The sequence below is a fragment of the Paenibacillus nasutitermitis genome (assembly GCF_014641075.1).
Lineage (GTDB): Bacteria > Bacillota > Bacilli > Paenibacillales > Paenibacillaceae > Paenibacillus_Z > Paenibacillus_Z nasutitermitis.
Window position 1 is genome coordinate 1 of the sequence record NZ_BMHP01000011.1, and the last position, 17,221, is coordinate 17,221.

At 52.3% G+C, this 17,221-nt stretch carries 16 protein-coding genes and 6 tRNA genes; all 22 read left to right on the forward strand.

The window, feature by feature from the left end; translation table 11 throughout:
- The first annotated feature begins 191 nt into the window (after positions 1-191).
- Positions 192-268, forward strand: a tRNA-Met gene (locus IEY46_RS33055).
- Between the two features lie 9 nt (positions 269-277).
- Positions 278-353: transfer RNA gene (locus IEY46_RS33060), tRNA-Val, on the forward strand.
- A 14-nt stretch (positions 354-367) separates the two neighbouring features.
- Positions 368-444: transfer RNA gene (locus IEY46_RS33065), tRNA-Asp, on the forward strand.
- Positions 445-496: 52 nt separating this feature from the next.
- Positions 497-572 (forward strand) — tRNA-Phe (locus IEY46_RS33070).
- A gap of 38 nt (positions 573-610) precedes the next feature.
- Positions 611-696 (forward strand) — tRNA-Tyr (locus IEY46_RS33075).
- Between the two features lie 16 nt (positions 697-712).
- Positions 713-788: transfer RNA gene (locus IEY46_RS33080), tRNA-Lys, on the forward strand.
- Positions 789-1,036: 248 nt separating this feature from the next.
- Positions 1,037-2,179 (forward strand): PucR family transcriptional regulator, encoded by a 1,143-nt coding sequence (locus IEY46_RS33085; RefSeq protein WP_188999749.1) that lies wholly within the window; start codon positions 1,037-1,039, stop codon positions 2,177-2,179.
- Between the two features lie 96 nt (positions 2,180-2,275).
- On the forward strand, positions 2,276-3,397 hold the full coding sequence (locus IEY46_RS33090) for an ABC transporter ATP-binding protein (RefSeq protein ID WP_188999751.1): 1,122 nt from the start codon (positions 2,276-2,278) through the stop codon (positions 3,395-3,397).
- 225 nt (positions 3,398-3,622) lie between these two features.
- The gene (gene hprK, locus IEY46_RS33095) at positions 3,623-4,561 is read left to right on the forward strand and encodes an HPr(Ser) kinase/phosphatase (RefSeq protein ID WP_188999753.1); all 939 of its coding nucleotides are present in this window, start codon (positions 3,623-3,625) and stop codon (positions 4,559-4,561) included.
- Between the two features lie 18 nt (positions 4,562-4,579).
- Complete coding sequence (lgt, locus tag IEY46_RS33100; protein WP_188999756.1) at positions 4,580-5,638, forward strand: prolipoprotein diacylglyceryl transferase; 1,059 nt, start codon at positions 4,580-4,582, stop codon at positions 5,636-5,638.
- A gap of 9 nt (positions 5,639-5,647) precedes the next feature.
- Positions 5,648-6,307 (forward strand): pyrophosphatase PpaX, encoded by a 660-nt coding sequence (ppaX, locus tag IEY46_RS33105; RefSeq protein WP_188999757.1) that lies wholly within the window; start codon positions 5,648-5,650, stop codon positions 6,305-6,307.
- A gap of 3 nt (positions 6,308-6,310) precedes the next feature.
- Complete coding sequence (locus IEY46_RS33110) at positions 6,311-6,796, forward strand: acyltransferase (protein WP_188999759.1); 486 nt, start codon at positions 6,311-6,313, stop codon at positions 6,794-6,796.
- A 197-nt stretch (positions 6,797-6,993) separates the two neighbouring features.
- Positions 6,994-8,223 carry an ATP phosphoribosyltransferase regulatory subunit gene (locus IEY46_RS33115; protein ID WP_188999761.1) on the forward strand — a complete coding sequence of 410 codons (1,230 nt, stop codon included), beginning with the start codon at positions 6,994-6,996 and terminating at the stop codon, positions 8,221-8,223.
- A gap of 80 nt (positions 8,224-8,303) precedes the next feature.
- Positions 8,304-8,912 (forward strand): ATP phosphoribosyltransferase, encoded by a 609-nt coding sequence (gene hisG, locus IEY46_RS33120; protein ID WP_188999945.1) that lies wholly within the window; start codon positions 8,304-8,306, stop codon positions 8,910-8,912.
- Between the two features lie 145 nt (positions 8,913-9,057).
- Positions 9,058-10,344: a histidinol dehydrogenase gene (gene hisD, locus IEY46_RS33125; RefSeq protein WP_188999763.1), complete on the forward strand. Its 1,287-nt coding sequence runs from the start codon at positions 9,058-9,060 to the stop codon at positions 10,342-10,344.
- A 76-nt stretch (positions 10,345-10,420) separates the two neighbouring features.
- Positions 10,421-11,020 (forward strand): imidazoleglycerol-phosphate dehydratase HisB, encoded by a 600-nt coding sequence (gene hisB, locus IEY46_RS33130; protein ID WP_188999765.1) that lies wholly within the window; start codon positions 10,421-10,423, stop codon positions 11,018-11,020.
- 1 nt (position 11,021) lies between these two features.
- Positions 11,022-11,642, forward strand: a complete 621-nt coding sequence (gene hisH, locus IEY46_RS33135) for an imidazole glycerol phosphate synthase subunit HisH (RefSeq protein WP_188999767.1) — start codon at positions 11,022-11,024, stop codon at positions 11,640-11,642.
- Positions 11,643-11,833: 191 nt separating this feature from the next.
- Positions 11,834-12,592, forward strand: coding sequence for an imidazole glycerol phosphate synthase subunit HisF (hisF, locus tag IEY46_RS33140; RefSeq protein ID WP_188999948.1), 759 nt, complete (start codon positions 11,834-11,836; stop codon positions 12,590-12,592).
- Positions 12,589-13,278: a bifunctional phosphoribosyl-AMP cyclohydrolase/phosphoribosyl-ATP diphosphatase HisIE gene (gene hisIE, locus IEY46_RS33145; RefSeq protein ID WP_188999769.1), complete on the forward strand. Its 690-nt coding sequence runs from the start codon at positions 12,589-12,591 to the stop codon at positions 13,276-13,278. Before hisF ends, hisIE begins: the two co-directional genes overlap by 4 nt.
- A 59-nt stretch (positions 13,279-13,337) precedes the next feature.
- On the forward strand, positions 13,338-14,144 hold the full coding sequence (locus IEY46_RS33150) for a histidinol-phosphatase (RefSeq protein WP_188999772.1): 807 nt from the start codon (positions 13,338-13,340) through the stop codon (positions 14,142-14,144).
- A 113-nt stretch (positions 14,145-14,257) separates the two neighbouring features.
- Positions 14,258-15,208 carry a ribose-phosphate diphosphokinase gene (locus IEY46_RS33155; protein ID WP_188999776.1) on the forward strand — a complete coding sequence of 317 codons (951 nt, stop codon included), beginning with the start codon at positions 14,258-14,260 and terminating at the stop codon, positions 15,206-15,208.
- Positions 15,209-15,450: 242 nt separating this feature from the next.
- Positions 15,451-17,196 carry a tetratricopeptide repeat protein gene (locus tag IEY46_RS33160; RefSeq protein WP_188999779.1) on the forward strand — a complete coding sequence of 582 codons (1,746 nt, stop codon included), beginning with the start codon at positions 15,451-15,453 and terminating at the stop codon, positions 17,194-17,196.
- Positions 17,197-17,221: the final 25 nt, after the last annotated feature.

The window sequence follows — 17,221 nt, forward strand, 5'->3', positions numbered from 1 at the left end:
CTAACACATTCAACCACTAAACGTTTCGCAAACGTTCGTATCCAGTTTTCAGGGTGTAAGAATGGAAGCAGCCGACAAGTGCGGCTCATTCCCATTTAAGCATACGACGGTTAGACCTAACCTCGTATACCTGACTTTACCGGCTGGCCCCAGTCGCAGTAAAGGACAAGCAGTTTTGGGGCGTTTTGTGTGGCGGTGTAGCTCAGCTGGCTAGAGCGTACGGTTCATACCCGTGAGGTCGTGGGTTCGACTCCCTCCGCCGCTACCACACCTATATGGAGGCTTAGCTCAGCTGGGAGAGCATCTGCCTTACAAGCAGAGGGTCGGCGGTTCGATCCCGTCAGCCTCCACCATGAAAGTTACATACGGAGCTGTGGTGTAGTGGCCCAACATGCCTGCCTGTCACGCAGGAGACCGCGGGTTCGAATCCCGTCAGCTCCGCCATTACACACCATTCGTGTAATGTTCCTCTTTTTAGGGGTATTTTTACAAATGAGGCTCGGTAGCTCAGTCGGTAGAGCAGAGGACTGAAAATCCTCGTGTCGGCGGTTCGATTCCGTCCCGAGCCACCATTTTTTCTCAAGGCGTTCACGCCTTATGTTTACATTGTGGAGGGCTAGCGAAGTGGTTAAACGCGGCAGACTGTAAATCTGCTCTCTTACGAGTTCGGTGGTTCGAACCCATCGCCCTCCACCATTCCTTATAACAGCAAGAGCCATTAGCTCAGTTGGTAGAGCACCTGACTTTTAATCAGGGTGTCGAAGGTTCGAGTCCTTCATGGCTCACCATTTCCTCACCTTGACATCTTAAATCCAATATCCGGAACCGCGAGCTGATGCTTGCGGTTTTTTTGTTTATATTTACCTGTCGTTCAGCATAAGGCTCACCGTGACTGAGGCTGAAATCCTTTGAGATGTATGATACAATGTCCCAGAAGAAGCTGTTGCAAGCTATTGATGAGGCTTTTTCGAAATATAGCACATGCGGATTTTTAAACAAAGGACGCAGGAAGCGTTCTACGGATAGGGGCCAGCCGATGAGTGAAGCAAAATGGATTGACCAGCTGCAAACGATACTCGATTGTCCGGTGCGCCAGCTTCAGTTGCCCGTGCAGCAATGGAAAGCGCAAATTGACGAAAGTGAAAGCTTCTTGAAGTATATTTGTACCACCCATACTGTGACACCCGGAGACTATATGGTTGTTTCAAAGGGGCCCTTATGGTTCGCGCTTGGTAGTGACTCAGAGTATGTCGATTATATTGAAGTAGAACGCGCTCAGCTTACCGACAAGGAAATGAGACTGATTGGATGGAGTCTTACGCAAATTCGTTCCTCTACCGTAAAGAATTATGAAGGCGTTACAGAGTCCGAGCGCTTCGCCCGGGAACTCGGTGCCTGGATTGTGGAGCAGTTGGATACGAGCGAGTCGCAGATTTCGATCCCGGACAGGCTGATGGCCAGAGGCCGCTTGTTCTCCAATATGATCCCCTTTCTTCTCGTATCGGAGCAGCTGGAGGTTGGAAGGACCAGTTACAGCGATCTGGAGAAGCTGCTGCGGACTTTTCTGGCCGAGGATATGATGCTTATTCCGTTAAAGGAGCAGGAGTGGCTGGTGCTTGGTCCGATATCGCTCATTCGCGATGCCCAGTCCGAAGAGCGAGATGAGGAATCGGAGGAGTCCGTTGAAGAAAGTCTGGAACCGATTGCATACGGGCTGCATGAAATGCTGGCCAGCGAGTGGATCGGGGAATGCCATCTGGCGGTCGCGCCGCCCATATCGCCCGCAAATTCGATTGTAGCCACTACGGCGCTGCTTCGCGAAACAGTCCATCTGGGACGAGCCTTTCACGTCGGTTCGAATATCCATTTGCCTTGGCTGCTTCATTTGGAGAGATTGCTCAATACGATCCCGGAGATGCAAAGAGCCAAGTTTGTCGAGCAGGCACTTAAACGCACTGACTTTTTCCTTGAAACCGAAATTTTAACGACACTGGAAACCTTTTTTGACTTGGACTGCAATGTCAGCGAAACGGCGAAAAAACTATATATTCATCGAAATACGCTGCTTTACCGGTTGGACAAGCTGAAGCAGGAAACGGAATTGGACGTCCGGTTGTTCCGCGATGCGGTATTGGTTAAAATCATATTACTATTGTATAAAGTGACGAAAAGAAAGTGACTTTTTTGTAAAGTATGTGCATAGTCATATAGCCTACACTGATATAAGATATAAATATAGCAATGATGAACAATATCCGTTTAGGGGGAAATACAAATGGCAGGTGTACGCTTAGAACATATTTACAAAAAATACGCTGGTACTGATCTTGCTTCGGTTAAGGATTTTAACCTTGACATTAAAGACAAGGAGTTTCTTGTTCTTGTTGGTCCGTCCGGTTGCGGTAAATCGACCACGCTTCGTATGATTGCTGGCCTGGAAGAGATTTCCGAAGGTAAATTGTTTATCGGCGAACGTCTTGTAAACGATGTCGCTCCTAAAGACCGCGATATCGCGATGGTGTTCCAATCTTATGCATTGTATCCGCATATGAACGTATATCAAAACATGGCCTTCGGCCTTAAACTTCGTAAATTCAAAAAAGCGGACATCGAGAAACGCGTTCGTGAAGCCGCTAAAATTCTTGATATCGAGCATCTGCTTGAGCGTAAACCAAAAGCATTGTCCGGTGGACAACGTCAACGTGTCGCGCTCGGCCGTGCGATCGTTCGTGAGCCTCAAGTCTTCTTGATGGATGAGCCTCTTTCCAACTTGGATGCTAAACTTCGTGGTCAAATGCGCGCGGAGATCAGCAAACTGGTTAAACGTCTTGAAACCACTTGTATCTATGTAACGCATGACCAAATTGAGGCCATGACGATGGGTGACCGTATCGTAGTTATGAAAGACGGTATCATTCAACAAGCGGATTCACCGGAAGGCCTGTACAACAACCCTGTAAACCTGTTTGTTGCCGGATTCATGGGCGCTCCTTCGATGAACTTCATTACAGGCGCACTGACCGAAGCAGGCGGAGATGTTCGCTTCAAAACAACAGGTGTGGATGTTGTCATTCCAGAAGGCAAAGCGAAATTGCTGCGCGACAAAAACTTCATTGGCAAAGATATCATTCTTGGAATTCGTCCGGAAGATATTCATGAAGAGCCGGTATTCCTGGAAGCATCGCCTAACTCTATCGTTAACGCTCATATCGAGGTTTCCGAGAACTTGGGTCATGAAATGTATCTGTACCTGAACGGTATTGGTAAAGACACCACGATCGGTCGTGTTGATGGTCGTTCCGGCCTCAAAGAAGGCATGAACGTGAAGCTTGCCCTCGACATGAACAAAGTTCATGTATTTGATAAAGAAACAGAACTGAACCTTTTTGAAGTTTAAGAAATAGAAGCTTTTCTTCGAACAGCCGTCCTGCCGCAGGACGGTTGTTTTTGTATGTCCGGATTATGAGACAACAAGCAAGTATTTATTCGGCTGATTGCATTGTTATCCGGCTGGAGATTTAGGGAGACGTTGATTTCAGCGCTTATTTCCTATACGATGATTACATTAGAAATTTACATAACAGTGACAGATGCAACACCAGCGATTTAAGGAGGCCTGGCAATGGCTAAAAAAGTAAAGGTGTCGGAGCTTGTCCAGCAATTTCAACTTGAAATTGTCAGTGGAGAAGATGGTCTGCGCCGCAGTATAACGGTCGATGATTTATCAAGACCAGGCTTGGAGATGGCAGGGTATTTTCATTATTACCCGAAAGAAAGGGTGCAAATCCTGGGTAAAACAGAGCTTGCTTTCATGGATACGCTGAGCAATGAAGAACGGATGGACCGGATTGAGCGCCTTTGTGATGATGAGACCCCCTGTTTTATCATTACCCGCGGTCTTGAAGCCCCGCTCGAACTCATTCAGCAATCCAATGAAAAAAAAATCCCGGTGCTGCGCAGTTCTGTAGCCACCACGATCCTGATCGGCCGGATTACGAATTTTCTGGAGCGCAAGCTTGCGCCTTCGGCCACGATTCATGGGGTTCTGGTGGATGTGTACGGGGTTGGCATGTTGATTACCGGAGGCAGCGGAATCGGCAAAAGTGAAACCGCGCTTGAGCTTGTCAAACGCAGTCACCGGCTGGTTGCCGACGATGCGGTTGAAATCAGACAAACCTCTGATGGACAGCTGCACGGCAGCGCACCTGAATTAATCCGTTATTTGCTGGAAATAAGAGGATTGGGCATTATCAATGTAATGACGCTATTCGGTGCCGGAGCGATTCGTACGATGAAGCGGATCAGCGTTGTCATTCGACTTGAGAACTGGCAGCCGGACAAACAATATGACCGCCTGGGGCTGGATGAAGAGACGACGCGCATTATTGATACCGATGTTCCACTCGTAACCGTGCCGGTCAGACCGGGCCGCAACTTGGCAGTTATCATTGAAGTGGCAGCTATGAACTTCCGGTTGAAGCGGATGGGTTATAATGCGGCGCTCCAGTTTACGAATAAGCTGACCGAGACCATCGCTGACGATTCGGACGATTTTGATTGATAAAAGGAGCCGTTGTGGATGTATGAACTATTGTTAAATCCGATCGCTTTTTCACTGGGGCCGATAAGCGTGCACTGGTACGGTATTATTTTGGGGACGGCGGCGCTTGTCGGTCTCCTGCTTGCTGTCCAGGAGGGAAAGCGATACGGACTGTCGCCGGATTTCTTCATGGACCTGCTCCTCCTGGGTGTTCCCTCGGCCATTATCGGGGCACGGATCTACTTCGTCGCGTTTAAGTGGGACGAGTATAAGAACAATTTGATGGACGTATTTAAAATATGGAATGGCGGTATCGCCATATATGGAGCGTTGATTGGCGCCATGATTTGCGGCATTATCTATTTCCGCTATAAAGGGTACAACCCCTGGCGGATTATGGATATCTGCGCACCATCACTGATTGCCGGGCAAATGATCGGCCGTTGGGGCAATTTTGTAAATCAGGAAGCCTACGGCGGGCCGACCGACGAGAGCTTTCTGCGCGAAACGCTCCATCTTCCCGGCTGGATCGTGAATCAGATGAACGTAGAGGGGGTCTTTCATCATCCGACCTTCCTGTACGAATCCCTGTGGAATCTGGCTGGACTTATTTTGCTGTTCGTGCTGCGCCGCCGTTATTTCGTGAGGGCAGGCGAGATACTGATGACCTATTTCATCTGGTATTCCATCGGACGCTTCTATATTGAAGCTCTGAGAACGGACAGCCTGGCTTTTGACGGACCGGCTTGGCTTGTATCCATTATGGACGGCTTGTGGTCTCCGATGACTATAGTATTCGAGCAGGGTTATCTGGATCCCGCCTATGGCAATGTTCGTATCTCCCAGCTGCTTGCGGTACTGCTCATTATTGCGGCAATAGCCATCATTATTATCCGCCGTGTCACAGGAGCGGCATCCGAGCACTATAAGGATCCGATTATAAACCGCAGAACGGGACTGCCTGCAGGTGTGAGCGCAAGCGGAGACCCGGAAGCGGAAGCGGCCGCTCCGGATGCGGCTGAGCGGACAGCGGTTCTACCGAACGAAGCGGAGCGTAAAGAAACAGCGGACCGCAAGGATGAAGGCATAAAGGGGTAACGAGACATCATGACATTAGCAATACGCACCGTTTTGTTTGACTTGGACGGAACCATATTGGATACGAACGAATTGATTATACATTCCTTTCTGCATGCGCTGCAGGAAATTGTCCCGCCGCCATTCAGCCGGGAGCATATCATCCCCAGCATGGGAGAGCCGCTGCATGTTCAAATGCAGAAATTCTCAGGGCAGGAGGATGTTTCACAGCTTATTGCCGTATATCGAGAGGTTAATCTGCGGATGCATGACGAGTATGTGAAGCCTTTTCCCGGGGTAAAAGAAGTACTGGCCAACCTGCATGCTGCAGGAATACAGATCGGCATCGTCACAACCAAAATGAGACTCACGACAGAACGGGGCCTTCATTACACCGGTTTGTATGATTACATTCATCCGGATGGAATTGTGACCATCGACGATGTCACGCATCCCAAGCCGCACCCCGAACCGGTGCTTATGGCGGTGAAAGCTCTAGGCGCAGATCCGGCAACGACGATTATGGTGGGTGACAGCATCGTGGATATCCAGTCGGCTGAAGCAGCGGGAACGATTTCCGTCGGCGTTGCCTGGTCGCTGAAGGGCGAAGCTGTGCTGACCGAGTATGGCGCACGTCACATCATTCATGATATGCGCGATCTGTACGCGCTGGTCGGATTGGAGCTGTAGCGGTTGAGGAATGTGGAGCGCTATCCGGTCGAAGGCCCGAATGCCCTTTGGCAAATGTATCATACAGTCAGCCGGTTCAAGGCTGTACGTAATTTTATATGCATACAGTTCACGCGCTATTGTCCGTCCCTGCCGGTCAAGAACTGGATATACAGGCATGTGTTGGGCATGAGGGTCGGACGCAGTACCGCATTTGCGCTTATGGTGATGGTTGATGTTTTTTTTCCGGAGCGCATTACGGTGGGGGATAACTCTATCATCGGCTACAATACGACTATTCTGACGCATGAATATTTGATTAAGGAATACCGCCTCGGCAATGTGGTTATTGGCTCGAATGTGATGATCGGAGCAAATACCACGATCCTCCCGGGGGTGACCATCGGGGACGGAGCGGTTGTGGCCGCCGGGTCGGTGGTTCATAAGAATGTGGCTGCCGGGGCTTTTGTCGGTGGCAATCCCATTAGGGAAATCCGGAGTTCCGTGTGATCCGGAGTCTGCGGTCCAGCGATTAGGAAGGCCTTCGCAGTTGCGGCTGCGAGGGCTGTTTTGCTGCTCAGGAGGCAAGTTCTTACGTCTTGACGAATGATTTGGAGCATGATATTATTACGACTAATCACTTTATTTTGGCAGTATGGTAACATGGTAGCACGTTAATAAACTAAAGCGTATGTGGGTGAATATACATGTCCAAACCAAAGGTATTTGAGAAGCCGATTGGGGTTAAAGATTACCTGCCGCATGCTGTATCCAGGCTGCGGCAAATTGAAAGCCAGGTGCTCGCTTGCATGAGCGCATGGGGATATGAGCAAATCATAACCCCCACCATGGAGTATTACGATACGGTTGGAGTAGCCAGCGCCACTTCCGATCAGAAGTTGTTCAAGCTGCTCAACAATCGGGGAACCACGCTTGTGCTGCGTTCGGATATGACGGCACCAATTGCAAGGGTCGTCGCTTCCCTGCTCAAGGAATCCGAATTTCCTCTGCGACTATCCTATCACTCCAATATTTTTCGGTCTATTGAGGAAGAAGCTGGCCGCGAGGCGGAGTTTTTCCAGACGGGGGTCGAGCTGGTAGGCGACGCTTCGGCTGAAGCCGATGCAGAGGTGGTTGCGCTTGCGATTGCTTCCCTGAAGGCGGCCGGAGTGGACCGGTTTAAGATCGCTATTGGCCATGTCGGTTTCCTGAACGGGTTATTTGAAGAAACGCTCAAAGGACGGGAAGATGCCCAGGAGGAGCTGAAGGCCTGTCTGCTGGGACGGGACTATGTCGGTTACCGTGAGCGTCTGCGTGCGCTGTCGCTCGCTGAACCGGTACAGACGGAGCTGGAGGGCATTCTCCGGCTGCGGGGCAGCCAGGATATTTGCGAGCAGGCGCTGCAGCTTAGCGCAAATGTTACGGCCCGTTCGGCTATCGGGCATCTGTGCGAGATGTGGGATGTGCTGGAGGCTTACGGTGTTTGTGAGCATGTGCTTATTGATCTGACGATGATCGGGGACTTTAAATATTATACGGGCATGACCTTTGAAGGTTATGCTGCCGATCTGGGCTCGCCGGTAGCAAGCGGAGGGCGTTACGACAATCTGCTTAAGCAGTTTGGCCGGCCGGCTCCGGCAACGGGATTCGCGTTGAAGACAACGCGGATTCTGGAGCTAACCGGCAACCGCGTGGCATCCGATGCAGCAGAGCGGATATTAATCGGTTATGATGCCGCAGGAAGGCCGCAGGCGCTCCTGGAAGCGCAGCGGCTGCGCGAGTCGGGCACATCTGTCGTCGTCACGGAGAAGATGGATCCAGCCGCTCAGAAGGCGGCAGCGGATGCGGCTTCTATTGGCGGCAGCGCAGGAATGGTGTATAAAGGCGTAACGTTTGCGAGGCTGCTCACATTTTTCAAAGAAGGGAGCCGCCCATGATGAGCTTGCATGACGGATTATGGAATGGGGCATCGGACCTCAGCGGAGGGGCCGCCGGCAAGGAATTGTTGAAAGTGGCCATGCCAAAAGGGCGTATCTATAAACAGGCATCCAAGCTGTTCCGTGAGGCGGGGCTTCCGATCCCCAGTGACTTTGACGATACGAGAAAGCTGATTATCGAAATCCCTGAGCTGGGCATGGCGTTCATCATGGCTAAACCGGTCGATGTGCCGACTTATGTGGAGTATGGCGTAGCGGATATCGGCATTGTCGGCAAAGATGTGCTGATGGAGGAAAATAAAGATGTTTACGAGCTGTTGGACTTAGGCATTGCCAGATGCCGGATGTCGGTTATCGGAATGCCGGACTGGAAGCCGGTTATCCATCCCCGCGTAGCCACGAAATATCCCAGCGTCGCTTCACAATATTTCCGCGAGCGCGGGCAGCAGGTGGAAGTGATCAAGCTGAACGGCTCCATTGAACTGGCGCCGCTGATCGGCCTTGCCGACCGCATTGTCGATATGGTGGAGACAGGCCAGACCCTGAGGGAGAACGGCCTTATCGAGATGGAGACGATCTTCGGCATTACAAGCCGTCTGATTGCCAATCGCGTCAGCTACCGGATGAAGAATGAGGCGATCCAGAGCTTGTGCGACAAGCTGCAGCAGACAATCGCTGCACAAGCCTAAAGTCTGAGCCCTGCGGACGCAGGTGGGAAACCGGGTGCGGGGAAGCGTTGAGAAGCCAACCAGGGGCGTTATCGACCTTGGCGTGGAAATAAGGGCGCTGCCGGCCGTTAAGGCGTCAGCGCGATGATGAAGGGAGCGATGCGGCATGCGTATGCTGCGTGCGGAGCAGTACGGTTTAACCCGCGAGGTGGAATACGGGACACCGGAGCAGAACAAGGCGGTCCAGCAGATCGTGGAGGCCGTCCGGATAGAGGGGGACGCGGCGCTGCTGCGGTATACGGAGGAGCATGACCGCGTCAAGCTGGATGCGGGCTCGCTGCGTGTGACGGAGGATGAGATCCAGGCCGCGTATGAGCTAGTGGACGATGCGTTCCTGACAGCCATCCGTCTGGCCGCAGTCAATATCCGCACCTTCCACGAGAAACAGGTGCGCCAGTCCTGGATGGATGTACAGCCTGACGGGACTATGCTGGGACAGATGCTCCGCCCTCTGAAGCGTGTTGGGGTATATGTGCCCGGCGGGAAAGCGGCCTACCCTTCCTCGGTGCTTATGAATGTAATTCCGGCCCAGGTAGCGGGCGTACCGGAAATTGTGATGGTCACGCCTCCGTCAACCGGAGGCACGGCAGGCATCGATCCTTATATTCTGGTAGCCGCAGCGGAGGCTGGCGTGAAGGAGATGTACCGGGTCGGCGGAGCGCAGGCGATTGCCGCGCTTGCCTATGGTACGGCGAGCATACGCCCGGTGGACAAAATATGCGGACCCGGCAACATTTATGTAGCCTTGGCCAAGCGCGCGGTATTCGGCGCGGTGGACATCGACAGTATTGCGGGTCCGAGCGAGATTGTCGTATGGGCGGACGACAGCGCGAGCCCTGCCTATGTGGCCGCTGATCTGCTCTCCCAGGCGGAGCATGACGAGATGGCCTCGGCTATTCTGGTCACGACCTCGCAGAGATTGGCAGATGCCGTTGTCTCGGAGGTGGAGCGCCAGCTGGCGACTCTGCCGCGGCAGAGCATTGCCCGGCAATCGATCGATAGCAACGGGGCTGTGCTGCTGGCGGATTCCGTGGATGATGCTGTTGCAGCCATCAACCGGATGGCGCCGGAGCATTTGGAGATTATGGTGGCGGAGCCGATGGCCCTGCTTGGACGGATTGAGAACGCCGGGGCGATCTTCATCGGTCCTTACAGCTCAGAGCCGGTCGGGGATTATTTTGCGGGCCCCAACCATATTCTGCCTACCAATGGAACAGCAAGATTTTCCTCTCCGGTGAACGTGGATGATTTCGTCAAGAAATCAAGTTTAATCTATTACAGCAAAGACGCGCTGCTGGCTAATGCCGATCACATTATGACGCTTGCACGGCATGAAGGACTCGAGGCGCATGCAAGAGCAATCGAGATCCGTGTCGAGCATGAAGGGAAATAGGTTCGGCTAGAGCTAAACGATGTGAAGGTCTAATACAAAAAATTCAATCTTGAACAGCGAAAGAAGGGCATCTCATATGGCGGAGCAAGTTATTCGCGCGGCTGATGTGGCGCGTAAGACAAATGAAACGGATATTAAACTGGGATTTGCCATCGATGGAAGCGGTCAGGCCAAGATCGACACGGACGTGCCGTTCCTGAATCATATGCTGGACTTGTTCACCAAGCACGGCCACTTCGATTTGAATGTGGAGGCGCGCGGAGATATCGATATCGACGATCATCATACGGTGGAGGATATCGGCATCTGTCTCGGCCAAACGATTCAGCAAGCCCTGGGCGACAAACGGGGCATCAAACGTTACGCCTCCGTTTTTGTACCGATGGATGAGGCGCTTGCGCAGGTCGTGATCGATTTGAGCAACCGGCCGCATTTCGAATATCGGGCAGAGTATCCATCCGCCCAGGTCGGCAGCTTCGAGGTTGAGCTGGTCCATGAATTTCTATGGAAGCTGGCGCTAGAGGCGCGAATGACCCTGCATGTTATTGTGCATTACGGCGCCAATACCCACCATATGATTGAAGCGGTATTCAAGGCGCTCGGCCGCGCTCTCGATGAAGCGACCAGCGTGGATCCGCGGGTGCAAGGAGTCCCTTCCACGAAAGGAGTGCTGTAAGATGATCGCTATCATCGATTACGGCATGGGCAATTTGCACAGCGTCAGCAAAGCGGTTGAACGTCTGGGCTATGAGGTGCTGATTACGGCGGACGTGAAGGAAATCATGGAGGCGGATGGTGCAATATTGCCGGGTGTCGGAGCCTTTGGCGATGCCATGCAGAACCTGCAAAATACGAAGCTTGAAGATGTCGTCAAGTTCTACGCATCTTCCGGCAAACCACTATTGGGCATCTGTTTGGGCATGCAGCTGCTTTTCACCGAAAGCGAAGAATACGGACAGCATCAGGGGCTCGGCTTATTACCGGGGAAGGTGGTCCGTTTTCAAGGCGGCTACAAGGTTCCCCACATGGGCTGGAACAAGCTGTCCTTCCGTCAGGCAAGTCCGCTGCTGGACGGATTGGATGAAGGCCATGTTTATTTTGTGCATTCCTTCCACGTCATGCCTGGACGGACGGAGGATTTGCTGGCGACAACCGATTATCACCAGCCGGTGACGGCGGTTGTAGGCCGCGGTAATGTTTATGGCATGCAGTTCCATCCGGAGAAGAGCGGCGATCTGGGCATGCGGCTGCTGAATAATTTTCTGGCGTTGACCGCTTCCCGGCAGGTTGTGGTCTGAGATTGGCAACCAAGATCAGCGGATGGCATGAGAATCAGCTGACTGGGGCCTGAGCCCCTAGATACGGAAGGCGGTTTCCGCAAAGCTGGAGACAGAAAGCTGATATTGAGAGAAAAGGCTGTTGCACCAACTTGGGTTACGATGCCAAGATGCACAACAAGAAATCGGTATACAAAAAGGGGGATGGCGTCATGTTGGCCAAACGGATTATCCCTTGCTTGGACGTGAAGGATGGCAGGGTAGTTAAAGGAGTCAATTTCGTCAATTTGCGCGATGCCGGCGATCCAGTCGAGCTTGCGGCGACTTATGACAAAGAAGGGGCCGACGAGCTGGTATTTCTGGATATTTCGGCCTCGCATGAAGGACGGGCCACCATGATCGAAGTGGTGAAACGTACCGCTGGCGAGATTACCATTCCGTTTACGGTCGGCGGCGGAATTGCCCATGTCGACGATATGAAACGCCTGCTCCGCGCAGGTGCGGACAAAATCGGCATTAATACCGCAGCTGTCAAAAATCCGTCACTTGTTAAGGATGGCGCGCGCAAATTCGGTTCCCAATGCATTGTCGTCGCGATTGATGCGAAATTCAATCCCGAGTGGGGCGAATGGGAAGTTTATACGCATGGCGGCAGAAACGCGACCGGAATGAAAGCACTGGCCTGGGCGAAGGAAGTCGAACAGCTCGGCGCGGGCGAGATTTTGCTCACGAGCATGGATGCCGACGGCACCAAGGACGGATTTGACCTGAAGCTGACGCAGGCGGTTTCGGATACGCTGGGGATTCCGATCATCGCTTCCGGAGGTGCAGGACGGGTAGAGCATTTCTATGATGTATTCCAGCAAGGACATGCCGATGCAGGGCTGGCGGCGACGATTTTCCATTACAAAGAGATGACGATCCGCGATGTGAAGGATGATTTGCGGCAAAAAGGAGTCGAGGTTCGATGAGCAGCAGCAAGCAGGGTATAGAAGCGGCAGCGGAACAGATTAAGTGGAATAACGACGGCCTGGTGCCGGCTATTATACAGGATTCCATCAGCAAGGAAGTGCTGATGATGGCCTACATGAACCGGGAATCGCTGGAGAAATCGGCGCAGTCGGGTGAAACCTGGTTCTGGAGCCGTTCCCGAGGCGAATTGTGGCATAAAGGAGCGACCAGCGGACATACGCAGCGTATTGTTTCGATGCATTATGACTGCGACGGAGATACGCTTCTAGTGCGTGTGGAACAAACCGGCGTGGCTTGCCATACCGGACGCTACAGCTGCTTCTTCAATGAAGTGGACGGTTTCTCCGGTTCCGCGGACAAGGATACGGCAGAGCCGGGAGGCGACCGCTTTGCGATGCTCAGCCAATTGGAGGCTGTTATCGCGCAGCGTTATGCGGAGCGTCCTGACGGTGCCTATACGACCTATCTGTTTGAGAAGGGCGTCGATAAGATCCTTAAGAAGGTCGGCGAAGAAACGGCGGAAGTGATCATCGCCGCCAAGAATAAAGACAACGATGAGCTGCGATGTGAAACAAGCGATCTTATTTTCCACTTGATGGTACTGCTGCGCGAACGAGGAATGCCACTGGATGATGTGATGCGCGAGCTTGGACACCGTCACAACAAATCGAAGCAGTCCTCTTAGTTCCGGAATTGAAGAAGGCTTTAACCACTCATGACCAAGGAAGGCGGTGTACCCGTCAGATGCGGATTGACTACCATACTCATCATGAACGATGCGGTCATGCTGTCGGCAAGCTGGAGGAATATGTGCGCCGGGGAATCGAAATCGGGCTGGACGAGCTGGGACTGTCTGATCATATGCCGCTGCTTCATGTGGACCCGGCGACTTATTTGCCGGAGATGGCCATGCCGATGGATGAGCTGCCTCGTTACGTGGAAGAATGTTTTGAACTGAAAGCCAAATATAAAGGCCGGATCGACCTGCGCGTCGGACTTGAAGGCGATTATATCGAGGGCTGGGAAGACCGGATCGGGGCCATGATCGCAGGTTATCCATGGGATTATGTGATTGGATCGGTGCATTTTTTGGGAGAGTGGGATATTACCGACTTCCGGCAAACGCAAGGCTGGGAAAGCCGGGATCGTCTGGCTGTATACAAGCAATATTATGGGGCTGTCAGTAAGGCCGCGGCCTCCGGTCTGTATGATTATATCGGCCATATTGATGTCATCAAGCGGTTCGGCTTCCAGCCGGGCGCCGATGTCACCGATCTGGAAGATGCTGCGCTGGAAACCGTAAAGCGTTATAATGGGGCTATTGAGCTGAATGCATCAGGCCTTCGGACTCCTGCAGCGGAGATGTTTCCGAGCCGCAGGATGCTGGAGCGGGCTTGCGAATTGGGAATTCCCGTGACCATTGGCTCCGATGCCCATCAGCCCGAGCGGCTTGGCCAATATTTGGATGAGGCGCGCGCGATGCTGAAAGAATGCGGGATAACGCAGCTGGCGACCTTTGAAGGGCGAAAACGGAAGATGGTCGATTTTTGAATTATGACAGTTTCGATGTATAATGAAACTTGTCGAAACTTAGTTACGTAAGAACGATTGGAATGCATTTAATCCATGCAAATTTCAGTAGTTTATTCGCTCAGGAGGGTATCATGTTTAGCGACAAGCTGCGTATTTTCTCGGGTTCCTCGAACCCGAAGCTAACCGAACGGATCAGCGAGGAACTCGGTCTGCCTCTCGGTAAAGTCAAACTGTCCCGCTTCAAAAGCGGAGAGATTTATGTCCACTACGAAGAAACGATCCGCAACTGCGACGTATTCATCGTGCAGTCTTTTTCCCATCCTATTAATGATCACTTTGTCGAACTGCTGGTCATGATCGATGCGGCCAAACGTGCATCCGCCCGTACGGTTAACATCGTCGTGCCTTATTACGGTTATGCGCGCCAGGAGCGGAAAGCCGCACCGCGCGAACCCATCTCAGCCAAAATGCTGGCTGACGTTCTGACAACGGTTGGTGCGAATCGCGTCATTACGATCGATCTGCATGCGCCGGCCATACAGGGCTTCTTTAATATCCCCGTGGACCACCTCACTGCGCTTGATCTGATCAGTGATTACTTGAAAGGCAAGCATATCAAGAACCCGGTCGTCGTATCGCCTGATGCCGGACGAGCCTCTACCGCGGAGAAGCTGGCTAACTACCTGGATTCCCCTTTTGCGATTATGATCAAAAAACGTCCTACGCATAACGAATCGATTATTACTCATGTTATCGGGGATGTTGAGGGTCAGACACCGATTATTATTGAGGATCTGATCGATACGGGAACCACGATCGTCAATGTTGTGGAGGGTCTCAAGGAACGCGGCGCGGAGGACGTTTATGTATGCGCCACACATCCGTTGTTCTCGGGACCAGCGCTGCAGCGGCTGGATCATCCCAGCATTAAGGAAGTCATCGTAACGGATTCCATCGCTCTGCCGGACCATCGCTCCGACCGGTTCACACTGCTGTCGGTTGCGCCGATGCTTGCGGAAGCAACCCGCATTATTACCCAAGGCGGCTCTATCAGCACCTTGTTCAAGAACGCGGGCGTATAACAATTGTCTTAGCGGGGGCACTTGCGGCATAGCTGCAATTGCTCTCTTATATGACTGCCTGATACAGGCGGTACCTACCTGAATCGCGTGTGCTCCTTCATTTGCGATTACCGTCTTCCTGCCGGAAGGGGTAATCGCCCATGCAGGCAGTCCGCGATTTTGCCACATTTCTTTCGTGTATGGATAGGCCGCGCTATGGTATAATCGTAGAAACTTTGAAGTACCGGGGAGGTGCCTTGCGGATGAAAGAAAAGAAACGTGCGGCTATGAACAACAAAACAAAAGTAATACCGATTCAATGGGACGCTACGTTCTTCTTCGAGCGAGCTGTACGCTCGCTGGATCGATATCATTATGACAAGGCACTGAAATATTTCCGGCGCGCTGTCGAATACGAACCGGATAATCCGGTCAACCATTGCAATATGGCGGGGATATTGTCCGAGATGGGCAATTATGAAGGATCCAATGAGATCCTCCGCAGAATTGTGGAAGAAATGGATCCGGAAATGACGGAATGTCATTTCTATATGGCGAACAACTTTGCCAACATGGAAATGTATGAAGCCGCTGAAGAAGCACTGGTCCGTTATCTGGAGGAAGATGGGGAAGGTCAATTCCTTGAAGAATCCGAAGAGATGATGGAGCTGCTGCATTATGAGCTGGAGCGGCCAACGAAGCTTGCTTTTATTAAGGCTCGCGAAGGCATCTATGAACATGACCAAGCCCGCTCCTTGCTGGAGGAAGGCAAGTTTGTGGAAGCCGTCAGGATGCTGGAGAGTATTGTGGAGAAGAACGCGGGCTTTCTCGCTGCCCGAAATAACCTGGCGCTTGCCTATTATTATATGGGCATGTTCGACAAGGCGCTGGCGACTATCGGCGAGGTTTTGGAAATCGAGTCAGGCAATTTGCACGCGCTGTGCAATCTGGCGATTTTTTATCAGCATGCCCACGACCAGGTCCAGCTGAAACCGCTGGTTGAACTGCTGGCCAAAACGGTCCCGTTCCACGAGGAGCATGTGTTTAAACTTGCCACTACGATGGGCATACTTGGCGAGCATGGAGAAGCCTACCGCCATTTTTTGCGGCTGCTAAAAGACAGCACTGTGCAGTCCGATGCCTGTCTGTACCATTATACGGCGGTTGCCTGCAGCAACATTGGCAGATTCGACGAAGCCCAGCGGTTGTGGCTGCAGGCCGGGAAACTCGATCCGGAATCCAAGGTTTCCAGCTATTATCTGGAACAGCTTGCAGGCGTGCGTGCCGGGAGGCATCCAGCACCCACGAGTTACCATTACCATTTGCCCTTTGAGGAGCAGTTCAAACTCTGGGAGAAGTCGACCGACGCTATCCCTGATCATCTGAAGCGGGATCCGCTTGTGCGCTCTTCATTCTTCTGGGCGCTACGCCATGGCGACCGGCATACGAAGCTTCAGGTCATTCAAGCGCTTGGTCTGATTGCGGACAATGAGGTCAAGGATGCGCTGCGTGATTTTATCGTAGAACCGCAGGAGGAAGATTATCTCAAGAGAATCGCGATCTTTGTCCTCCGATCCATCGGTGTGCATGATTCCCTTCAAGCGGTCCTGGAAGGCCAGGATACGGTTATTGAGCACAGCCGCATGCCCTCCAGGCTTCCCGTCTGGGAGGATAAGTGGCAGGCGGTGCTGGAGGCTGCGCTGCTCCGCATGAAGAAGCATTATGATTTGGTCCAGCAGCATGATCTGCTGACTCTCTGGATCGAATTCTTGTCCCGCGTCTATCCGGATGTGCCCAAGCTTGGCAAGATTGAGGGCTGGGCAGCTGCCCTGGAGTATTTAACCGCCAAGATGCATCGCCGTGCGATTTCGTACCATGAAGTCTCCCAGCGTTACGGAACATCGATTGCAACCGTAAGCAAATGCGCCAAACGCATTGATGAAATTTGCGGCATTAAGGAAAAAATGAAAATGGCTTTTCCCGCTTTGACCGCTAACCATCAAGAATAAGAAATAGCGAATGCATAAGGAGGAA